The following is a 19,559-nucleotide window of genomic DNA, read 5'->3' on the forward strand; positions in this document are numbered from 1 at the left end:
GTGAGTAAGCGAATAGAATGTAGTAAACGCGCTTAAGGCGCGTGTGAAGTGAGAAAAGGGGTGTTCACAATGGGAAACAGAATTGAGCAGGCACTTACTGAAGACCTGCTCCGGGAACTTCAGGAAGAACATTACGTAATGCTGGCGACGATCGATCAGGATACTAAAGGACCTAGCGTGAATGCAATATCCTGGATCTATGCTGTTGACCGAAATACCGTTCGTTTTGCGGTAGATCGGAAATCGAGAATTATTTCTAATATTTATGATAACCCTGCAGCCGTCATGACAGTGATTGCGGATGGTTCTACTTATGCGTTATCCGGCAATTCAAAAATGATCCAGGAAAAAATAGACGAAGTGCCGGTGAAGCTTTCTATGATGGAGCTTCATATTCAGGAAGTTAAAGACGTCATGTTTTATGGAGCAAGACTTACACATGAACCGAAGTTTGAAAAAACGTATGATGAAGATGCAGCAGCGAAGCTGGATAAACAGGTGATGGAAGCATTGCAGTCTGTTTAAACCAGCTGCGTATTTTGCAGTGGAGGGATTCATATGATCAAGACATATATCCTTGATACGAATGTGTTACTGCACGACCCTCTATCCATTCATTCCTTTGCAGAGAACAAGGTGGTGATTCCAGCCGTCGTGCTGGAGGAAATTGATACTAAAAAGAGATTGACGGATGAGATAGGCAGAAATGCCAGGGAGGTTGGCAGGCTCTTAGATAAGCTGAGGGAAACCGGCAAACTGCATGCGGGCGTACCGCTTGAGAACGGAGGCAGATTGACGGTAGAACTCAATCATAAATCAGCAGATCAGCTCGAAAAGCATGGCCTTGAAAAAACGAACGATAATCGTATTCTTGCTATTGCGCTGAATTTAAAGGAAGAGAGCGCTCACCCGGAATCGATCGTTCTCGTTACGAAGGATGCACTGCTCAGGGTCAAGGCGGATGCTTTGTATATAAAAGCGGAGGATTTTTTAACGGATCGCGTCGCACAGTTTGATCACATTTATAAAGGATACAGCGAAATGTATTTGGACAGCGAACTGATGAATGAGCTGTACGAAAAAAAATCTCTGTCCATCAAAGATGCCGGTACAGCTGAAACGTATCCTCATCACTTTTATTTGTTCAAAGATCCATCCCAGCCAAGTCGTTCAGCGCTCGGCATGGTGGATGAGCGCTCGCAGCGTGTAAATTTGTTTTTAGGCGATTCGGATGGTATCTGGGGGATCCGCCCCCGAAATGTTCAACAGCGTATGGCGATGGAATTGCTTACCCGCAAGGACATCCCGCTTGTTACGTTAGTGGGAAAGGCCGGAACTGGTAAAACGCTGCTATCTCTGGCGTGCGGTATGTTCCTGACAGAAGATGTTCAGGCCTATAAGAAACTGCTTGTAACGAGACCTGTCGTACCGGTTGGAAAGGATATTGGATATCTGCCAGGTGAAAAGGATGAAAAACTGCGACCGTGGATGCAGCCAATTTATGATAATCTGGAATTTTTGTTCAATACAAAAAAAGATACGGAATTAGAAGATATTCTGGCCGGCATGTCGTCTGTTCAGGTAGAGGCGTTAACGTACATCAGGGGAAGAAGCATTCCCGACCAGTATATTATCATTGACGAAGCGCAAAACCTGACAAAACATGAAGTGAAAACGATCATTACACGCGTTGGGGAAGGCAGTAAAATTGTTCTGATGGGCGATCCGAAACAAATTGATCATCCTTATCTGGATGAATACACAAACGGTCTTTCCTACGTCATTGAGCGAATGAAGCATGTCACCATATCCGGCCACATGAAATTTGAAAAAGGAGAGCGGTCCAGCCTGGCTCAGCTGGCTGCAGATTTGCTTTAAATACGAACAGGCGCCGGCAGTGAACCTGCCGGCGCCTGTTTAAATATGCTAATGTCACTCGGTTAAAACAGAGGTAACCTACATGACTTCAATTCGTTCAATGCCGGTGATTGGCTTTTCGCGGTTGGAGCCGTCGCTGAAAAAAAAGTGAACGGGTCCGTCCTCTGTAAGCGGACTGCCTTTATGAGAAAACTGAAGGATGCCGTTGCTTGCTTCGGTTAACGTCAGGTGAACCTCATCGCCTGAAGAGCGGATAAGCCTGACGGATTCAGCCTCATCATGAGGGGAGCTGTTCTGTAAAAAAGGACGGAGTCGTATGCCGAAAGATTTTTCTTTCATGTCCTTTTTACTGACCGTAATTTTATTTGTTTGCTGCTGGGGCACTGCTCCTTCTGTGCGCTGTCTATCAAATGCTTTTCCGAGCGCTGCGTAAGACTCGCTGCTGTCTTGTTCTACAGCCTGATCAAACGCTTTTTCCATGTCAATTCGACGCTCGTCAAATATCCATGTTCCGGGATCCAGCATCACAGGGTGCTTCACATTGCCTACTATTTTCACGAGCATTTCTGCCATAAATAGTCACCTTCCTTCTAATTCATAGTATAGCTTCCATATTAGAGCGTGTCATCCATCGATTCGCGAGTTGCATTTTTAGTGAATAACCGATAAGATAAACGTAAATCATGAATCGGTATATTCGGTCCGTGATCGTTCATATAGAGGAGGGATTCGCGTGTCAACTGAAATCCTGCCTGGTCAGAGTGAGAAGGCTTTTGCACTTCTGAAAGAGGATGCAGATAAAATAGTAAAACTAATTGAGGTTCAAATGAAAAACCTGACGATGCCTCAATGTCCGCTTTATGAGGAAGTTCTCGATACCCAAATGTTTGGTCTTTCACGGGAGATCGACTTTGCCATCCGGCTTGAATTAGTGTCGGAGGAGGAGGGGCGCCGTCTGCTTTCCCAGTTGGAGCAGCAGCTTTCTTCTTTGCATGAAGCAACGATGAAGGCTCGGGGCGGCAGCGTATAAAAAGGTGATGAACACTTTCTAAGGCGTAATAGCTGATTGAAAGTGTTTTTTTATGCAGGGAATTAGTGCTCCATCTGCAGCATGTTTGGTCCTTATTCCATAAGGGAACAGATACTAGTGTAAGACATAACGAATAGGAGTGAATGGGAACATGGCACACAAGCAGACTACCGAAATCTTAAACAGGCACGTAGCAAACTGGAACGTTATGTTCGTAAAGCTTCATAATTATCACTGGTATGTATCCGGGCCTAATTTTTTTACACTGCATGAAAAGTTTGAGGAGCTTTATGATGAGGCTCAGGAGCACATAGATGAGCTTGCTGAAAGGCTTCTTGCACTAAAAGGACGTCCGGTTGCATCAATGAAAGTATATCTGGAAACGTCTACGATTAATGAGGCGGAAGGGGAGCAGACTGCTGAAGAAATGGTGGAAGCTTTAGTCCATGATTTCACACAGCTCTCCGATGAGCTGAAAGAAGACATTGAAACGCTGGAGGATGACGCTGACGATGAAGCAACGGCTGACATGCTGATTGAAATCAGGCAGTCTGTTGAAAAGCATAATTGGATGCTCCGCGCATTTCTCGGAAAAAAATAAGCATGTAAAAGCACCGGTTCCAAATGGGACCGGTGCTTTTCATGATGTTGAAAAAGTCTTTCAACTTAAATGTTTATTCGTTTGATTGTATTTTTCTCTGCTTACCTAGCCTGCCGTGGGCTGGCCTTCAGCGATTTTCTCAGGGTGACCCAGTATGAAGGGAAGAAAGGCACGGCTTCACTCGGACTCAGGCTTCTTACAAGAAGCCTTCAAGACCCAGTCCGGCTCCGCTCGCACTTGTCATGCCGTTTAAGTTCGAACGGCTATGAGGCTTCACTCGGACACAGGCTTCTCACGAGAAGCCTTCAAAAGCCAGTCCGGCGCCAAAAGAATGACTTTCATCATCATTTTCGGGTGATACGAAGGCCGTCCATTGCGTGTATAACATGCATCAAAGGCTTCTTCCGGTATAGGTTCAATGAGATCATTTACCGCAAAGGCCACATCATGTTTTGGTAATGGAGAGGATAAATCCATCGGCAGAACGAGCTGATCCATGTTAAACTCTTTAAACAAAAGGATACCTCCGGTTTTGTTATGACTTGGTCGTTCTAACTTAACCTGAAGGTATCCTTTTTTTTATCGGGAAATCAAGACCGTACGGTCCTGATCATGGGTTGATCGTGAAAAGACAAGAGACGCCTGCGGGAAAAGCAAGGGCTGAAGATCCACCGCCGCTGTTTTTGCGGCGGTTAGCTGAAGCCTTGCCCGCGGCAAGCGATTGGCATTGGAAGGATCAACCCCCTCATACAGAAAGCCCTCACCAAAAATGGTAAGGGCTTCTTTTGATGCTGGTTTTGTCCCAGCCTCTTTTACATGTTAACGAATGCTGCTTCTGGAAGCAATGACCGCCATGTAGCTTAGCGATCCGAATAAAAGGCTGACAATCACAGCGTGTGCCATAGTCGCGTAGAGCGTAAATCCAGTGAAAATAACGACAGCTCCACTGGCAACCTGAGCAGTAATAAACATCATCGTGAGTACGCCGCTGTATAACAAAGGTTTGTTATTGAGGTGTGATTTTAACAACCTGATAAACATCATCAGAATGGTGATAAAGAGCAGTCCTGCTGCAACTCGATGTCCAAATTGAATACCGGTGCTTCCTGTAAGAGACGGAATCAGACTGCCGTTACACAGCGGCCAACCTGCACAGGCACCGCCTGAACCTGTATGTTTGACATATGCTCCAGTATAGACCACAGCATATGCGAAAATTAAATTACCGATCAGCGACCATCTTAAGCCTTTTGTAATTAAAGGCTTGGTTAAAGAAGCGGGCTTGCCATCTTCGAACGCCAAAATAGTCAGCAGCAGGACACTGGCAAATGAGATGAGGGAAAAACCAAAATGAAGCGCCATGACCGCGTCAGATTGTCCCCACACGACGGCAGCCGCACCAAGCAGTCCCTGAAAAATAATAAATGTTACCGCAAGAAATGCAAACAGCTTCGTCTCTCTTAAATGTCCAATAGTGCGCCAGCTCCAAATGCTGAGAGCAATAACCATTATGCCAAGTATTCCGGATACGAGCCGGTGCGTGTATTCAATTAACGTTTCTACAGCTGGATTTTCAGGTATCAGCTGTCCGTAACAAAGCGGCCATTCGGGACCGCAGGCGTCGCCTGAACCGGTTTGAGTAACGAGAGCGCCTTGGATAATAACGAGAAGCATTCCAAGAGTGGTAATGATTCCAAAAAACTTTAACATGCGATGCATGGTGTTCACCGTCTTTCCAATACAAAAATAAACAGCCACTTTGCTATGTCGGAATAATAAATTAGCGCGGCAGCCTAGCACATTCCTGTCTATCTTATCAAAATGAGGCCCTTAACAGGTAGCTTTCTTTCATAATAAATCAAATTATTAGCGATAAAATCAATTTCACATAATTGTCACAAAGCATGTGATAGATTTAGTAACAACTAAAAAATGTGATGAAAAAGAATAGGCGTTCCTTTATAATGTGATATGAACGGTGCAAACTGTCATCTTTTTTGTTATGCGTACGTTTTCAGCTTAACGAGCTGAAGCCGGACAGCATCTTGCATTCTTATTCTTTTTTTAGCGGATGCAGAAAAGGTGGCCAATACAGGGGGTGAACTAAAGATGAGTAAACTCAATGCAATTTCTTCAGCGGAGTCTGTGGCTGGTATAAAGGAATCAACAGAGTCAGCCGTTACGTGGAGAGACTATGTATCGATTTCAAAAACGGGTATTGTAATGTCCAATCTGATTACCGTGTTTGCAGGTCTCTATCTGGCTGCCTATTACACAGGGGCAACGCTTGCCGAGAGCTTCCTGCCTGCGTTAATGGCTGTAGCTGGATCCGCGTTGATCATTGCCGGTGGATGTGCGCTGAATAACTATATTGACCGGGATATTGATCACCTAATGGAGCGGACGAAAGACAGGCCTACTGTCAGCGGCAGGCTGACTGGAAAGCAGACGCTTACATATGGTCTAGCACTATCAATCGCCGGTACCGCGGCTCTTGCAGCGGCTTCATTAACAGCTGCTATGATCGGGGCTGCCGGTCTTATCATTTACGTTGTTCTTTATACAATGTGGACGAAACGGACGACGACGCTGAACACGATTGTTGGAAGCTTCGCCGGTGCTGTTCCACCGTTGATCGGGTGGGCAGCGATTGACCCTGGTCTCCATCCATATGCCTGGACGCTGTTTCTGATTATGTTTATCTGGCAGCCGCCGCACTTTCTGGCGCTGGCGATGCGCCGAAAAGATGAATATAAAGCGGCAGGTATTCCTATGCTGCCGGTAGTGGCTGGCAATGCATTAACAAAACGTCAAATCATCTGGTACGTAGCCGCACTGATTCCAGTTTCGCTTTTGATAGCTGATTTTGGAATTATCTACACAGCTGCTGCCGTCATGTTAGGCGGAGGATGGCTTGTTTACGGCCTGATCGGGCTGCGGACGAAAGATGACATGAAGTGGGCAACCGGTATGTTCATCTACTCCCTGAATTATCTCACGATCATGTTTGTGCTGATGGTTCTTGTACACATGTTCTAAAACTGGAAAAGAAAGCGGGGGTTATGACGCGATGAAGCACATGCTAAAACTGCTTCCATTCTCACTTATTCTGCTGCTGGCAGGATGCGGCATGGAAAATCTCTCCGCACTGGATCCGCGAGGACCGGTTGCCGAGATGCAGCTGTCTCTCATTCAGCTGTCACTTTACATCATGATATTTGTTATTGTGATCGTGTTTTCCATCTACGCATTTGTACTTATCCGCTTCCGTGAACGACCGGGTGATACCCATATCCCTAAGCAGGTTCACGGGAACAGGACGCTTGAATTTATCTGGACGACAATTCCAATCTTACTGCTGCTTCTTCTGGCAATTCCGAACGTTATGGATACGTTTACACTTGCAGATACCGGTATTCCGGATGAGGGTGTAGATGAAGAGCTGCTGGATGAAGACGAAGAGGTAGAAGATTACGTGGTAATTGAAGCCCACGGGCATCAATTCTGGTGGGAATTTATCTATCCTGAGCTAGGTGTAAACGCCGGGCAGGACATGTATATCCCAACAGACACGCGAGTTATCGTTGAACTCGAAGCAAGTGATGTTATTCATTCCTTCTGGGTGCCGGCACTTGCTGGTAAGCAGGATAACGTACCGGGAATTACAAACGATCTTTGGTTTGAAGCACCTGAAGAAGGAATTTACATGGGTAAATGTACAGAAATCTGCGGTCCGTCTCACTGGCTTATGGATTTCAAAGTCGTAGCTGTAGACCCTGATACATTTGACTCGTGGGCTGAAACAATGGCTGAACCTCCGGAAGAGCAGCTTGAGCCGGAAGGCGAAGTAGCGGTGGAAGGCCGTGACATCTTCGTAGAAAACTGTATTGCCTGTCACGCAATCGGTGATGAAGGTGGTAATACAGGGCCTAACTTCACGAATTACAGCGAACGAACAGTTGTAGCCGGCTTCCTTGAGTACTCGGATGACAATCTGCACGACTGGATCCGTGATCCTGATTCGCTCAAGCCGGGTAACGAAATGCCTGGATTCGGAGAAGAAGCCATCTCAGATGATGAAATGGATGCGCTGATTGAGTATATCAATACCCTGTCAGTGCTCGATGAATAACGCTTGAATAAAAGGGAGGTTACTATTCGTGGCGAACAGCTCACCTGCCAAAAAGAGCGTTCTCTGGGACTGGCTTACTACAGTCGACCATAAGAAAATCGGTATCATGTATTTTCTTGCGGGTCTTTTCTTCTTCGCTGTAGCAGGGCTGGAAGCGATTTTAATGCGCATCCAGCTCATGTTCCCGGAAATGAGCTTTTTAGGCGAACAAACATATAATGAATTATTAACCATGCACGGGACGACGATGCTCTTCCTTGCAGCAATGCCATTATTCTTTGGTTTTATGAACTTTGTTGTACCGCTTCAAATAGGAGCGAGAGACGTTGCATTTCCTTTCATCAACTCTCTTGGTTTCTGGCTGTTCCTGTTCGGGGGAATTATCCTGAACGTCAGCTGGTTTACAGGCGGTGCACCTGATGCAGCCTGGACATCTTATGTTCCGCTGTCGTCTGATTCACCCGGTCATGGGGTCGACTATTATGTAATGGGTCTTCAGGTCAGCGGTGCCGGTACACTCATGTCGGGGATTAACTTCCTCGTTACGATTGTTAACATGCGTGCTCCTGGTATGAGCATGATGAGAATGCCGCTGTTTACATGGAGTACATTTGTGACATCCATGCTGATTCTGTTTGCATTCCCTGCTCTTACTGTTGGGCTTCTGCTGCTCATGTTAGACAGGATATTCGGCGGGGCCTTCTTCGATGTTGCCATGGGTGGTAACGTCGTTATCTGGCAGCACTTATTCTGGATCTTCGGACACCCGGAAGTGTACATTCTTATTTTACCGGCATTCGGTATCTTCTCAGAGGTTATATCAACATTTGCGAAAAAGCGTTTGTTCGGATACTCTGCGATGGTCTTTGCAACGCTCATCATCGGTTTCCTCGGATTCATGGTATGGGCGCACCACATGTTTACCGTTGGTATGGGGCCGGTTGCGAATGCGATTTTTGCTGTAGCAACGATGGCTATTGCAGTACCGACTGGTATTAAAATCTTTAACTGGCTTCTGACATTATGGGGCGGACGAATCCGCTTTACGGTTGCCAATCTGTTTGCTCTCGCCTTCATCCCATCCTTTGTTATGGGCGGGGTTACGGGCGTCATGCTTGCAACAAGTGCTGCGAACTACCAGTTCCATGACACATACTTCGTTGTGGCACACTTCCACTATGTCATTATTGGTGGTTCTGTATTCGGTATTTTCGCAGGAACATTCTACTGGTGGCCGAAGATGTTTGGCTATCGCCTTAGCGAAGCTCTAGGAAAGTGGTTCTTCTGGTTATTCCTGATTGGCTTCCACATGACGTTCTTCGTGCAGCACTTCCTTGGTCTGATGGGGATGCCGCGCCGAGTGGCATCATACCTGGATGGTCAGAATCTTAACGACCTGAACTTCATCTCAACAATGGGTGCCTTCATGATGGGAACAGCGTTTATTCTTCTTGTTATCAACGTGTTGATTTCCAGAAAAAACACGGACAATACTCAAGATCCTTGGGACGGGCGCACGCTGGAATGGGCAACTACTTCTCCAGTACAGGAGTACAACTTTGCTCAGACACCGCTCGTCAGAGATCTTGATGCATTTTTCTACGAGAAAATGAATGGGGACGGCCGTATGAAAGCGGCGGAGCCATTAGGTGATATTCACATGCCAAACGGTTCAATTCTGCCGATCTTTATTGCACTGGGACTTTCCATTGCGAGCTTTGGCGTCATCTATTATTCATGGCCGGTCATTATTGGCGGTCTAGTCGTTACATTCTTCACGATGATGCTCCGCTCAGTTATTGAAGATCATGGCTATAACATCCCTGTTTCTGAAATTACCGGCGAAAAGGGGGAGGACAAATAATGGCTGATAATCAAGTAGTGGAGCCACAGGTTCTTCCGCCGAATCCCGAAAAAGCGACGCTGGAAGGCCGAAACAAGTTTTTAGGTTTTTGGTTTTTCCTTGGTGGTGAGACGGTTCTCTTCGGCTCCCTCTTCGGAACCTATCTCGGTCTGCGTACAAGCACCGAGGGAGGTCCTGGACCAAGCGAACTTTTCCACCTCGATCTCGTTTTTATTATGACGATGATCCTGTTAACAAGCTCACTTACGAGTGTGTTTGCCATCATCAATATGAAGCGGGGTAATTTTAACAAGCTTTTAATCTGGATGTGGGCAACTGTAGCACTCGGTGTTGCATTCCTTTCATTTGAGATTTATGAGTTCTACGATTATTATTTTAATTACGGACTCGGCTTTACTGTAAGTGCTTTTGCGTCCTCCTTCTATACACTGGTTGGGACGCACGGCGCGCACGTTGCGTTCGGTGTTGGCTGGATCACAACGCTTTTGATCCGCTACCGTAAAGCAGGCATTACGCTTGCGAACGCACCTAAGTTTTACACAGCGGTCCTTTACTGGCACTTTATCGATGTCGTATGGGTTTTCATCTTCACCGTTGTTTATCTTCTTGGAGCGGGGGGTTGATTAAATGGCACATGTAGATCCAAGTGCTCCGTTGGAAGGCAGACCTTCCAAGGAGACTGAACGGAAGCTGAAACGCGAATCTCGCACGCAGATTGTTTCATTCGTGTTTATGATTTTCATCACGTCAACGGCATTTCTAACGATTGCCAGCGACGCTATTCCTACAGGATTCGCAATTCCATTTATCCTTCTGCTGGCAGCAGTTCAAGTCGTCATGCAGCTTTACTACTTCATGCACATGAACGGCAAAGGCACCGGCTGGGTAAATGCAATGATCTGGTCCGGGCTATTCGTTGCTGCTATGACAGTGGCTGCTCTTATGCTGCTTATCGGTATTGTGAAATACTAGTTTTCACATTCAGGAGAGCGTGCCGCTACAAGCGGCACGCTCTTTCTTAAGCGTCTGCTCGGCAGCAGCTAGACATGTTTATCTTTGGAAGGAGCAGGCTGATGGCAACATTTTTACCATTTGTAAGTACCATTTTTATTGCACTGAGTGCCGTATTTGTAGCAGTAGGCTGGATACTGGCCGCCCAGCGACGCATTGCCGCGCACCAGACTGTCATGTTTTGGGCAGCCGTCCTTGCAGTCATCTTTTTTATTACGTATCTGTCGAAAACGTTCTTTATCGGTTCCACCTCTTTTGGAGGACCAGACAGCGTAGCCCTGTACTATACAGTGTTTTTGTTGTTTCACATTACGATGGCGACGATTGCAGCTGTTCTCGGTATTATTCAGCTGATTTCCGGGTATCGGGACAACCGGCGGCTTCACCGTAAACTTGGGCCCGTTACTTCCTTAATTTGGTTTGTATCAGCATCTACTGGGATTGCGGTGTATCTGCTGCTTTATGTGATCTATCCTCCTGGAGAGACCACAAGGCTGTTTGATGCAATCCTCGGAATCGTTATTTAGAAAAAACCGCCTGCCAACCGTTTTTACGCGGTCAGCAGGCGGTTTTTTGCCTGAACAGCTACTGCTATACTTTTACATTCATTTTTATCAGTCCAGCTTCTCTGGCGCTCGTAAATAAAATAACGGTGAGCGGACCGAGAATGAATCCGATAGCGCCAAAAAGCATGAGACCAATGTACAGCGAGATCAGCGTGGCAAGCGGTGAAAGGCCGATATGATGACCCATCACTTTCGGTTCTACTGTACGGCGGATCGTAAGCAGTATAACGGCAAGCACGATCAGCTGAATGCCCATTGCCGTGTCTCCTGCAAAGAAGTGGTAAAGTGCCCATGGAGCGAGTACAACGATCGAACCAATTATCGGGATGAAGTCAATCAGCCAAATGATGATAGACATGATAAGCGCTACTTCCGGTGCTATCAGTAGGAGACCGATAAAAGTCACGATAAATATAATAATACTTACCAAAAACTGAGCTTTAAAAAAGCCTAAAATAACATAAGAGAGGCGGGAGGTCATAAACTGGACCTTTTCTGCCGTTTCTTCTTTGAAATAGGCGTACGTTTTTTGGCGAAGCCTTGGCAAATCGAGCAAGAAGAGATAGAGCGCAATTAAATAAACGAGCAGAGAAACAATATAAGATGGAATGCTGATTATCACATTGGTTACCCAGCCGATTACGTTCATTTCCTGAAGGTTTGTTCGAAGTCCCGAGAGCAGGGTGGTTACTTCAGCATCGATCGTATCCACGATATCCTCACTCAAATGGTCGAACTGTCCACGCAGGTTTTCCAGCAAATTCATCCAGGCCAAATTAATTTCGTTGATCATCATCGGCAGGTTTTCAATAAACGCATTAAGTTGCGTCAGAGCCCTCGTCAGCAGGAAATAAGCCAACAGAGCTATAATCGCTGTAAACAGAATGAAGACGATAAAGACCGCGAAATTACGGGATAAGCGTGTTTTCTGGTGGAGCGTCCGAACTGCCGGCGATAAAAACAATGCGGTAATAAACGCCAGGATCAGCGGTACAGATACCGGCAGAATAAAATAAAGGATCGCAGCCGCAGCAGCCACACCTAGTCCGATAAATAGATATTTTTTCAGTTGTGGGGACAATGCTGGTCTCCTTTCCGCTTGATGAGAGTATGTATCGATAAAAAAACTTCCGATCCCGTGGGCATAGCCGTCAGAGATCGAAAGTTTCCAAGGTTGCTCAGCCTACTGCAGAAGCACTGAGTTTTTCACGGACCTGTTCAATCTTTTTCTTGCATTTCTCCACGATACGCTCAGGAAATACTTCGTCGTATTCAACGCCGTGTGGATAATAATGCTTGCCGAGGTAAGGCTGAAGCAGACGTACTTTGGATGACTCTTTTGGAAATTCGCCTTCGTGCACCACTCCTGGAAAACGGAAGTAGTAAACATCATCCTTTACTTCATCAAGAATCTTATAATCATACGTGCACCGTTCGTAGTCCCATTGGGCGTCAAAGCCGGCTTCTTCCATAATTTCACGGAAGTCGGCAAACGGTACAATTTTGTCTTCCAAACCTGACTGTTCAAATTTCATAGTTTCCCTCCTACAGACGATATAACTGTTCCATTACTAATCATATTATGAAATGTTTCCCGTTGCAATGAAGAGAAAAAGATTTAAATGGAAGTTCACAGAATAACCACACTTTCTGTCTGCAGACTTCCCGTGCTATACTGACACTATGGAGGTGGCGCGGCCATGATGATCATGACAGATATTTCGCTGGTGGAGGAAGCGCAGGACCTCAGTGAAATGATTACGCAGTCTGAGCTGTTTAACCAGTACACAGAGGCAAAGCTTGCCGTTCAATCTAACCGGGAGCTTCAAAGGCAGATCATGTCTTTTCAGGAGCTCAAAGATAAATATGAAGATGTGCAGCGTTTTGGTAAATATCACCCTGATTTCAGAACAATAACGAAGGAAGTAAGGGAATACAAGCGAAAGCTGGATATGCACCCCGACATCGCAGCGTTTAAAGAAGCTGAAACAGCTTTGCATGAACTTCTGAGTGAAATCAGCCTGCTGATTGCCGGGCAGGTCTCAGTTAATATTAAGGTGCCGACCGGTAATCCGTTTTTTGATGCCCAGCAGTCTTCCTGCAGCGGCGGATGCGGATCGGGCGGAAGCTGCGGATGCGGGTAAAGGAGGTCCTATACATGAAAGACCGGATTGGACTGGCTGTTTATATTCAGTCACTAAAACAAGTCAAGCAGTTAAAACGGTTTGGCCACGTACACTACGCATCCAGGCGAATGAAATATGTTATCTTATACTGCGACCTTGAACAGGTGGATGAGACCGTTTCAAAAATAAAAAAGATGCCGTTTGTTAAGCGTGTAGATCGTTCCATGCGTCCGTGGATAAAAACGGAATACCAAGGATTGACTAAAGAGCCCGTGAAAAAAGAAGATTACCATATGGGCTTGTAACCAGCTGCTGACGATACATTTGGGTGATGGTAACGCTACGTGCTTCAGGACGCGACGTCGTCCTGAAGCATTTTTTGCCTGCGGGATAAGTCATAAGAGGGGGAGAACAATGAGGATTATCAGCGGTGAATTTAAAGGCAGACAACTGAAAGCAGTGCCAGGCATGAACACGCGGCCAACTTCCGATAAAGTTCGTGAAGCATTTTTTCATGGAACCGGTCCTTATTTTAACGGAGGATGGTTTTTGGACCTTTTCGGAGGAAGCGGTGCGGTAGGGTTGGAAGCGCTGTCCAGAGGGTTTGAGCGTGCGGTATTTGTGGAAAGAAACGGTAAAGCCTTCTCCGTTTTAAAAGAGAACGTGAACAATATCGGTGCGGGAGACCGGGCAGAACTTTATCGAAGCGAGGCTGGCAGAGCGCTTAAGGCGGCTGCCGGAAGAGACCTTGTTTTCGACATGATTTACATGGATCCGCCTTACGATGATGATACGTATGAAGAGAAGATCAGGTACATAGCCAGTCACGGGCTTCTTGCTGCGGATGGGATTCTCGCAGCGGAGCACCGAAAAGAGAAACAGCTTCCAGAAGAGATAGACGGACTCCGGACGATTCGAAGAATGAACTACGGCAGTACAGCCTTGACCCTATTTGGTCATAAAAAGTAGTTCCAGGCAGCTGCCTAACAGAAAATCTGTCTGTAACCGGTGATGAATGAAAAAATATGCTGATGAAAGAGGCTGAATACGATGACGACTGCGATAATACCAGGAAGCTTTGATCCTGTTACAAATGGTCACGTTGATATCATGCAGCGCAGTACACAGATGTTTGATCGCGTGATTACAGCTGTCATGCATAACAGCAGTAAAAAACCACTGTTTTCACTTGAAGAAAAGCTTGAGCTGCTTCGTATAAGCACAGAGGGGATAGACAATCTCGAAATTAAAACGTTCGATGGCCTTTTAGCGGAATTTGCCAGAAAAGAAGGAGCCACTGTGCTAGTGAAAGGGCTGCGTTCAGTTACTGATTATGAATATGAAATTCCAATGGCAGTTATGAATCGGGAAATAAATACAGAGCTCGAAACTATATTTCTGCCTACATCACCGCAGTACCGGGTGCTCAGTTCATCTATCATTAAAGAAGTAGCCCGCTTTGAGGCAGTACCTAACGGCTTTGTCCCGCCTGCGGTTGCAGAAGCGCTTAAGCAGAAGCTATCAGAGCGCTGAAAGCAGACTGCTGTAAATCTGTGCGCTGATCCTGTATGTTAGAACTATATAAATGAAGCTGCAGTATAGGCTCAGCGATAGAGGTGTTAATGAATGAATGAAACCGGTCGGCAACCCCGCAGAAATAAAGGATGGATTAAATGGGTAGTGCTGGTAGCCGTATTACTTGCTCTGAATTTTGTACAACTCCCTTATTATTTCTCCATGCCAGGAGATGCGCAGCCGCTGACGGACGTGATCGAGGTGGAAGAGCGTAATGACTATGAGGGAAGCTTTTCTCTTACGACGATACGGATGGGGCAAGCGAATCCCGTTAACTTCATATGGTCCTACTTCAGTGACCAGCGCGAGTTGATGCCGGCTGAAGAAGTCCGGCCGCCTGGGGAAACAGACGAAATGTATCAGCATCGGCAGCTGATGATGATGGCGAGTTCTCAGGAGCAGGCGATTCTCGTTGCTTACAATGCTGCCGGGTTTGAAGCCGAGTTTGAGGAATATGGGGTACTAGTTACGGCTGTTATTCCCGGAATGGATATCGAGGGCAAGCTGGAGCCGGGAGATCGAATTACGGCTATTAACGAAACCGACGTGTTATCGATTGAAGAAATGTTTGCAGCATTGGAATCTGCTGAGATTGGAGATTCTGTTGATGTGACGTTTGAGCGGGAAGATGAAGAAATGCAAGAAACCGTAGAGGTGCAGGCGTTCCCTGAAGAAATTGGGGCTGAAGAGGGAGCAGGAGGCCTTGGCGTTTCTAATCCGGTGACGGACCGGGAGTTGATCCGTGATCCGGAAGTAGAAATTGATACGAATACAATCGGCGGTCCTTCAGCTGGATTAATGTTTGCATTGGAGATTTATAATCAGCTGACAGAAGAAGACATCACGCGAGGGTACAATATAGCTGGCACTGGGTCTATCGATGAAGATGGAAACGTTGGAAGAATCGGTGGAGTGAAGCAAAAGGTTTACGCATCCGACGAAGACGGAATTGACATCTTTTTCGTTCCCGTAGAAGAAGGCCGTGAAGATTCTAATTATCAAATCGCGATAGATACTGCGGAGACGATTGGATCAGATATGGAGATTGTGCCTGTAGGAACGTTTGACGAAGCGATGGATTTTTTAGATTCCCTCGAGTGATTGGGTGTGGAAACAGAATGTTGCGTATGAAAAAACCGGTCGTTCTGCTGTCAGTGGAACGACCGGTTTTTATAGTTTCCCCTGCATGTATCTGCTTATACCATCCTGGCGAACTGTTTAAAGGCTGACGAGCGGCTGTGAGTCGGAAAAGCTAGCTGATGCACATCGTAGGCCGAAGCACTGAGTGGATCAGTTTTCCATTGACTGCTTCCCTTTACAGTCGGATGAATGTCTCTTTGTCGCAGTGTGCGAAGGTGCTTTCTGCCGCGCTCAGTGGCTGCCAGAAGATGCAGCGGCGGCTCGTTCTCGAACGTATCTTTTATTTCTGTCTTAGAGGTATTTGTCAAAATATGCGTGCATAATCTCTGCAGACTCGTCCTCGTATACCGCTTTGTTTTAACGTGCTTAATAAAGCTTGCAAAATCAGGCTCGAATACTGCAGCTTTTAATCTATGCTCGATCCCCTCCCGGCATTCAGCTGTTGCAGCAAGGTCTTCCGGTGAAGCGGTTAAAATACGGTACTGCAAAAGAGAATAATAGGTTTCCCAAATAGGAAGTACACCAGTTTGCTGAAGCTGCTCGGTAACAGAGGCAGCTGAATCATCTGGCATATACGCTTGCGCTTCACCAATTCGCTTCGAAGTGAGCATGTGCCGAATCGAGGTTGCACTTGCAATGCGGGCATCCGTTGGCTCGACATCATGGTAGCCTGCAGCCCGGCGCTGAATTGTCGCTGCCTCAAGCTGCAGCCGTTGAGCAGCTTTCACATAATGCAGCCCCAGAATGTTATTTGGCTGCTTCACGTCTAAGGAATGATCAGGCGAGAGTGATGCAGCAGCTTTTGCATAAGCGGAAGGAAAACTCATGCCGGCACCAAGGTTTTTATGCAGCAGTGTGTGAAGCTGAGCTTGATGTGTTTTCTCTAGGTCTGCCTGGTACAGGAATGGATCGATACTGCCTTGCTCGCTTCCGAAGCAGACGGCGGTTGCTCCGGCTGCCTTCAACAGTTTAACAGCTCCTTCAGCAAACCGATCTGCAGACTGGACAGCAAAAGCATATGGCAGCTCAAACACGAGGTCAACGCCCATTCTGGCTGCGACCGCGGCCCGTTCGTAACTGGAAAGCACGGCTGGTTCACCGCGCTGGAGAAATGAACCGCTCATAACTGCAACAGTCAGATCAGCTTTTGTTTTTTCCTTCGAGGCCTCGAGATGGAAGGCATGGCCATGATGAAAAGGGTTATATTCAACAACGACTCCAAGTATATTCATCTTCCTGCGCTCCTTTCGGCAATAGTATAGCATATGACAGTTGCACAGAGACGAACAGTATGTTTACATATCAATAAGGCAAAACAGCTGATGCATGCTGTGTCCGCCTTAGGTGTGACGGTATTTTTTATGTAAAGAGATTACCTTGACATTTATTTTTTGCAGCGATATAATTACATTTGTTGTCTTGAGGTGAAAACTAATGAAATGGTCGATACAGCAGCTGCAGGCCTTCCGCAGAGATGGTCTGGAGCTTGATGAAACAGTCGACGTCTCACAGGTAAAAGAAGGCGACCGCGAAATTCGTGAAGTAACGCCTGTGCATGTAAAGGGCACAGGGTCAATATCGAAAGATCTTGCGACGTTCGCACTCACAATTGAAGGGAGCATGACGCTTCCTTGTGCCCGTACGCTGAATGACGTAGAATTTCCTTTTACGATTCAAGCGATTGAATCGTTTAAATTATCGGAGTGGGCCACCTTCGACGAGGAAGAGGAAGATGACGTTCATGAAGTAGAGGGCAACACGGTCGATCTAATGCCTTATGTGCGCGAGCGGATTCTGTTAGAGAAGCCGCTGCGTGTTTTCAGTGATAAGCCAGAGGGTCCGGCACCTGAATCTGGAAGCGGCTGGGAGCTTCAGGCTGAGGAGCAGGAAGCCGCAAAAGAGAAAAAGGTGGATCCGAGATTGGCGAAACTGAAGCAGTTATTTGATAAGGAATGATTTCAAGGAGGTGGGACTGAAATGGCAGTACCATTCAGAAGAACGAGTACAACCCGTAAAAATAAGCGTCGTACACACCTGAAGCTGCGCGTGCCAGGCATGAATGAGTGCCCGGATTGTGGAGAAATGAAGCTTTCTCACCGTGTATGCAAATCTTGTGGTTCCTACAAGGGCCGCGACGTAGTATCCAAGTAAGACTGGGCAGGGATTTATTTCCCTGCTTTTTTTGTTTTCCATCAAGCAGGAAGGTGCCGGAAGATGTCGAAATAACAGTTGGGACAGTGTATAACCTGGAGAGGGCGTGCGGGATATGAAAGTAGACATAAGTCTGGTGGACGGCGTGCTCCACGTTCAGCTTAATCGGCCTGAACAAAAAAATGCAGTTGATTTCGATGTGATCAACGCATTAGCTGAAGCTCTTGAGGAAGCTGAAACGAATCGGCATATTCACACGTTTTTGATCAAAGGCCATCGGGGTGCTTTTTGTTCGGGAGGAGATGTGCAGGCTTTTCATTCGTTATATACAAAAGAAGAAGCGCTTACTATGCTTCGGCCAATGAATGAAAACCTGATCCGTCTTAGAAAGCTGCCTTGTGTGAGCGTGTGCTACATTGATGGGCCGGCTGTAGGCGGCGGTGCCGAACTCGCAGCTGCCTGTGACAAAGTTTACATATCAGCAGAGGGAAAAGCTGGCTTTATCCAAGGAAGACTGGCCCTGTCAACAGGCTGGGGCGGAGCTGCGTGTTTAAAGCAAAAAATAGGCGCGAAAAACGCCTTTCACATGCTGACAAGCGCATCTGTCTACGATGCTGAACGTCTTTTATCGATTGGGTTTGCTGATGAAAAAGCAGAAAGCCTCGATGAGGTGCTGAGAGACCTGAAGCCTGTTACGATCCCGGGTGAGGCGGTTACAAGCTACAGAGAACCGGTGAATGCTTCCGCATTTTATAAAGAGATGAGAATGGAAGCAGACCGCTGTGCTTCGCTTTGGGAATCAGAAGAACATCACAAGCAGGTAGCGTTCTTTCTTAACAGAAAGCAATAATCCGATCAGGTAACATAAAAGCCGCCTCAGACGTGCTGTCTGAGGCGGCTGAAGGCGGTATGGACACGGGGTTACTTTTGCTCCCCGACACCTTTTGGAAACCATACATACGTATTTTCACCACGGTCACGAGCCGGGTCATACGTGACCGGTTCAAAGCCCTGCTTCGTCCAGAAATCATCTGAACGCTGACGCGCATTTGTTTTGACAGGCAGTCCCTCAGATTTAGCAAAATCGACCATCACCTTGCCGATTCCTTTACCTTGAAAGCCCGGCAGAACTTCAAGTTTCCAAAGCTCAAAGTAATCCTGCGGCGGATCAAAATAGCGGTCATACTTTGCATCAATCCGATAGAGACTCATTCTGGCAACAAGTTTATCGCCGAAGTAAACACCGTAAAATGGAGATTCACTGTCGTTCTCCACAATGTTGTCCTGCAGATCTTCCTTCATGGATAGTTCCTGAATTCCGTATTCTCGAAAGTTTTCAAAGTGCTCGAGTGTTTTAAAATTAATTTTTAATCTTTCTACTTCGTACTGATCCATGTACAGTCCCTCCAGTATCTGAAATCAATCTTTAGAGCTTTCCTGTATTGAAAGCGCTGTCTCTATTATACCGGAATACCAATTTAGATG

At 46.5% G+C, this 19,559-nt stretch carries 25 protein-coding genes; 18 read left to right on the forward strand and 7 right to left on the reverse strand.

Going from position 1 to position 19,559, the window contains the following annotated elements:
- Nucleotides 1-69: 69 nt before the first annotated feature.
- Together ACFO4L_RS02655 and ACFO4L_RS02660 are read left to right on the forward strand one after the other, a co-directional pair.
- Nucleotides 70-525, forward strand: a complete 456-nt coding sequence (locus ACFO4L_RS02655; RefSeq protein ID WP_377908098.1) for a pyridoxamine 5'-phosphate oxidase family protein — start codon at nucleotides 70-72, stop codon at nucleotides 523-525.
- 33 nt (nucleotides 526-558) lie between these two features.
- On the forward strand, nucleotides 559-1,878 hold the full coding sequence (locus ACFO4L_RS02660; protein ID WP_377908099.1) for a PhoH family protein: 1,320 nt from the start codon (nucleotides 559-561) through the stop codon (nucleotides 1,876-1,878).
- 78 nt (nucleotides 1,879-1,956) lie between these two features.
- Here ACFO4L_RS02660 and ACFO4L_RS02665 read toward each other — a convergent pair whose 3' ends face one another.
- Nucleotides 1,957-2,451: a peptidyl-prolyl cis-trans isomerase gene (locus ACFO4L_RS02665; RefSeq protein WP_377908100.1), complete on the reverse strand. Its 495-nt coding sequence runs from the start codon at nucleotides 2,449-2,451 to the stop codon at nucleotides 1,957-1,959.
- Between the two features lie 160 nt (nucleotides 2,452-2,611).
- Between ACFO4L_RS02665 and ACFO4L_RS02670 the strand changes: the two genes are divergently transcribed.
- Both ACFO4L_RS02670 and ACFO4L_RS02675 read left to right on the forward strand, forming a co-directional pair.
- Nucleotides 2,612-2,908, forward strand: a complete 297-nt coding sequence (locus ACFO4L_RS02670) for an Fpa/YlaN family protein (RefSeq protein ID WP_377908102.1) — start codon at nucleotides 2,612-2,614, stop codon at nucleotides 2,906-2,908.
- 151 nt (nucleotides 2,909-3,059) lie between these two features.
- On the forward strand, nucleotides 3,060-3,509 hold the full coding sequence (locus tag ACFO4L_RS02675; protein WP_377908103.1) for a Dps family protein: 450 nt from the start codon (nucleotides 3,060-3,062) through the stop codon (nucleotides 3,507-3,509).
- 273 nt (nucleotides 3,510-3,782) lie between these two features.
- Here the strand turns inward: ACFO4L_RS02675 and ACFO4L_RS02680 are convergent, their stop codons facing one another.
- Together ACFO4L_RS02680 and ACFO4L_RS02685 are read right to left on the reverse strand one after the other, a co-directional pair.
- On the reverse strand, nucleotides 3,783-4,007 hold the full coding sequence (locus tag ACFO4L_RS02680; protein ID WP_377908104.1) for a transposase: 225 nt from the start codon (nucleotides 4,005-4,007) through the stop codon (nucleotides 3,783-3,785).
- Nucleotides 4,008-4,328: 321 nt separating this feature from the next.
- Nucleotides 4,329-5,228 carry a COX15/CtaA family protein gene (locus ACFO4L_RS02685; protein WP_377908105.1) on the reverse strand — a complete coding sequence of 300 codons (900 nt, stop codon included), beginning with the start codon at nucleotides 5,226-5,228 and terminating at the stop codon, nucleotides 4,329-4,331.
- 390 nt (nucleotides 5,229-5,618) lie between these two features.
- Here ACFO4L_RS02685 and cyoE point away from each other — a divergent pair, with 390 nt between their 5' ends.
- The 6 genes from cyoE to ACFO4L_RS02715 all read left to right on the forward strand — a co-directional run bounded on the left by cyoE (nucleotide 5,619) and on the right by ACFO4L_RS02715 (nucleotide 11,043).
- Entirely contained in the window at nucleotides 5,619-6,548 is a 930-nt protein-coding gene (cyoE, locus tag ACFO4L_RS02690; protein ID WP_377908106.1) for a heme o synthase, read from the forward strand.
- A 31-nt stretch (nucleotides 6,549-6,579) separates the two neighbouring features.
- Complete coding sequence (gene coxB / locus ACFO4L_RS02695; RefSeq protein ID WP_377908107.1) at nucleotides 6,580-7,641, forward strand: cytochrome c oxidase subunit II; 1,062 nt, start codon at nucleotides 6,580-6,582, stop codon at nucleotides 7,639-7,641.
- A gap of 28 nt (nucleotides 7,642-7,669) precedes the next feature.
- A complete protein-coding gene (ctaD, locus tag ACFO4L_RS02700; protein WP_377908108.1) occupies nucleotides 7,670-9,505 on the forward strand; it encodes a cytochrome c oxidase subunit I in 1,836 nt (611 codons plus the stop codon).
- Complete coding sequence (locus tag ACFO4L_RS02705) at nucleotides 9,505-10,128, forward strand: cytochrome (ubi)quinol oxidase subunit III (protein ID WP_168004755.1); 624 nt, start codon at nucleotides 9,505-9,507, stop codon at nucleotides 10,126-10,128. Before ctaD ends, ACFO4L_RS02705 begins: the two co-directional genes overlap by 1 nt.
- Nucleotides 10,129-10,132: 4 nt before the next feature.
- Entirely contained in the window at nucleotides 10,133-10,477 is a 345-nt protein-coding gene (locus ACFO4L_RS02710) for a cytochrome C oxidase subunit IV family protein (RefSeq protein WP_168004754.1), read from the forward strand.
- A gap of 101 nt (nucleotides 10,478-10,578) precedes the next feature.
- The gene (locus ACFO4L_RS02715; RefSeq protein ID WP_377908109.1) at nucleotides 10,579-11,043 is read left to right on the forward strand and encodes a DUF420 domain-containing protein; all 465 of its coding nucleotides are present in this window, start codon (nucleotides 10,579-10,581) and stop codon (nucleotides 11,041-11,043) included.
- 64 nt (nucleotides 11,044-11,107) lie between these two features.
- Here the strand turns inward: ACFO4L_RS02715 and ytvI are convergent, their stop codons facing one another.
- Together ytvI and ACFO4L_RS02725 are read right to left on the reverse strand one after the other, a co-directional pair.
- The gene (gene ytvI / locus ACFO4L_RS02720; RefSeq protein ID WP_377908111.1) at nucleotides 11,108-12,163 is read right to left on the reverse strand and encodes a sporulation integral membrane protein YtvI; all 1,056 of its coding nucleotides are present in this window, start codon (nucleotides 12,161-12,163) and stop codon (nucleotides 11,108-11,110) included.
- Between the two features lie 97 nt (nucleotides 12,164-12,260).
- On the reverse strand, nucleotides 12,261-12,617 hold the full coding sequence (locus tag ACFO4L_RS02725; RefSeq protein WP_377908113.1) for a YugN family protein: 357 nt from the start codon (nucleotides 12,615-12,617) through the stop codon (nucleotides 12,261-12,263).
- A 165-nt stretch (nucleotides 12,618-12,782) separates the two neighbouring features.
- Here ACFO4L_RS02725 and ACFO4L_RS02730 point away from each other — a divergent pair, with 165 nt between their 5' ends.
- The 5 genes from ACFO4L_RS02730 (at nucleotide 12,783) to ACFO4L_RS02750 (ending at nucleotide 15,884) form a co-directional block, all read left to right on the forward strand.
- Complete coding sequence (locus ACFO4L_RS02730) at nucleotides 12,783-13,226, forward strand: YlbF/YmcA family competence regulator (RefSeq protein WP_377908115.1); 444 nt, start codon at nucleotides 12,783-12,785, stop codon at nucleotides 13,224-13,226.
- Nucleotides 13,227-13,240: 14 nt separating this feature from the next.
- Complete coding sequence (locus tag ACFO4L_RS02735; protein WP_377908116.1) at nucleotides 13,241-13,513, forward strand: YlbG family protein; 273 nt, start codon at nucleotides 13,241-13,243, stop codon at nucleotides 13,511-13,513.
- A gap of 19 nt (nucleotides 13,514-13,532) precedes the next feature.
- Nucleotides 13,533-14,177 carry a 16S rRNA (guanine(966)-N(2))-methyltransferase RsmD gene (gene rsmD / locus ACFO4L_RS02740; protein ID WP_377908117.1) on the forward strand — a complete coding sequence of 215 codons (645 nt, stop codon included), beginning with the start codon at nucleotides 13,533-13,535 and terminating at the stop codon, nucleotides 14,175-14,177.
- 81 nt (nucleotides 14,178-14,258) lie between these two features.
- Nucleotides 14,259-14,741 carry a pantetheine-phosphate adenylyltransferase gene (gene coaD, locus ACFO4L_RS02745; RefSeq protein WP_377908118.1) on the forward strand — a complete coding sequence of 161 codons (483 nt, stop codon included), beginning with the start codon at nucleotides 14,259-14,261 and terminating at the stop codon, nucleotides 14,739-14,741.
- 93 nt (nucleotides 14,742-14,834) lie between these two features.
- On the forward strand, nucleotides 14,835-15,884 hold the full coding sequence (locus ACFO4L_RS02750; protein ID WP_377908119.1) for a SepM family pheromone-processing serine protease: 1,050 nt from the start codon (nucleotides 14,835-14,837) through the stop codon (nucleotides 15,882-15,884).
- A gap of 95 nt (nucleotides 15,885-15,979) precedes the next feature.
- Here ACFO4L_RS02750 and ACFO4L_RS02755 read toward each other — a convergent pair whose 3' ends face one another.
- Nucleotides 15,980-17,155 carry a nucleotidyltransferase gene (locus ACFO4L_RS02755; RefSeq protein ID WP_377908120.1) on the reverse strand — a complete coding sequence of 392 codons (1,176 nt, stop codon included), beginning with the start codon at nucleotides 17,153-17,155 and terminating at the stop codon, nucleotides 15,980-15,982.
- 202 nt (nucleotides 17,156-17,357) lie between these two features.
- On the opposite strand from ACFO4L_RS02755, the gene ACFO4L_RS02760 reads away from it, so the two are divergent.
- The 3 genes from ACFO4L_RS02760 to ACFO4L_RS02770 all read left to right on the forward strand — a co-directional run bounded on the left by ACFO4L_RS02760 (nucleotide 17,358) and on the right by ACFO4L_RS02770 (nucleotide 18,924).
- Complete coding sequence (locus tag ACFO4L_RS02760; protein ID WP_377908121.1) at nucleotides 17,358-17,879, forward strand: YceD family protein; 522 nt, start codon at nucleotides 17,358-17,360, stop codon at nucleotides 17,877-17,879.
- 21 nt (nucleotides 17,880-17,900) lie between these two features.
- Nucleotides 17,901-18,074: a 50S ribosomal protein L32 gene (rpmF, locus tag ACFO4L_RS02765; RefSeq protein WP_168004743.1), complete on the forward strand. Its 174-nt coding sequence runs from the start codon at nucleotides 17,901-17,903 to the stop codon at nucleotides 18,072-18,074.
- Nucleotides 18,075-18,189: 115 nt separating this feature from the next.
- Nucleotides 18,190-18,924 carry an enoyl-CoA hydratase/isomerase family protein gene (locus ACFO4L_RS02770; RefSeq protein ID WP_377908122.1) on the forward strand — a complete coding sequence of 245 codons (735 nt, stop codon included), beginning with the start codon at nucleotides 18,190-18,192 and terminating at the stop codon, nucleotides 18,922-18,924.
- A gap of 71 nt (nucleotides 18,925-18,995) precedes the next feature.
- Here ACFO4L_RS02770 and ACFO4L_RS02775 read toward each other — a convergent pair whose 3' ends face one another.
- Complete coding sequence (locus tag ACFO4L_RS02775) at nucleotides 18,996-19,469, reverse strand: N-acetyltransferase (protein WP_377908123.1); 474 nt, start codon at nucleotides 19,467-19,469, stop codon at nucleotides 18,996-18,998.
- Nucleotides 19,470-19,559 lie beyond the last annotated feature (90 nt).

The organism is Bacillus daqingensis, from assembly GCF_042654445.1.
GTDB classification, from domain to species: Bacteria; Bacillota; Bacilli; order Bacillales; family Salisediminibacteriaceae; genus Alkalicoccus; species Alkalicoccus luteus.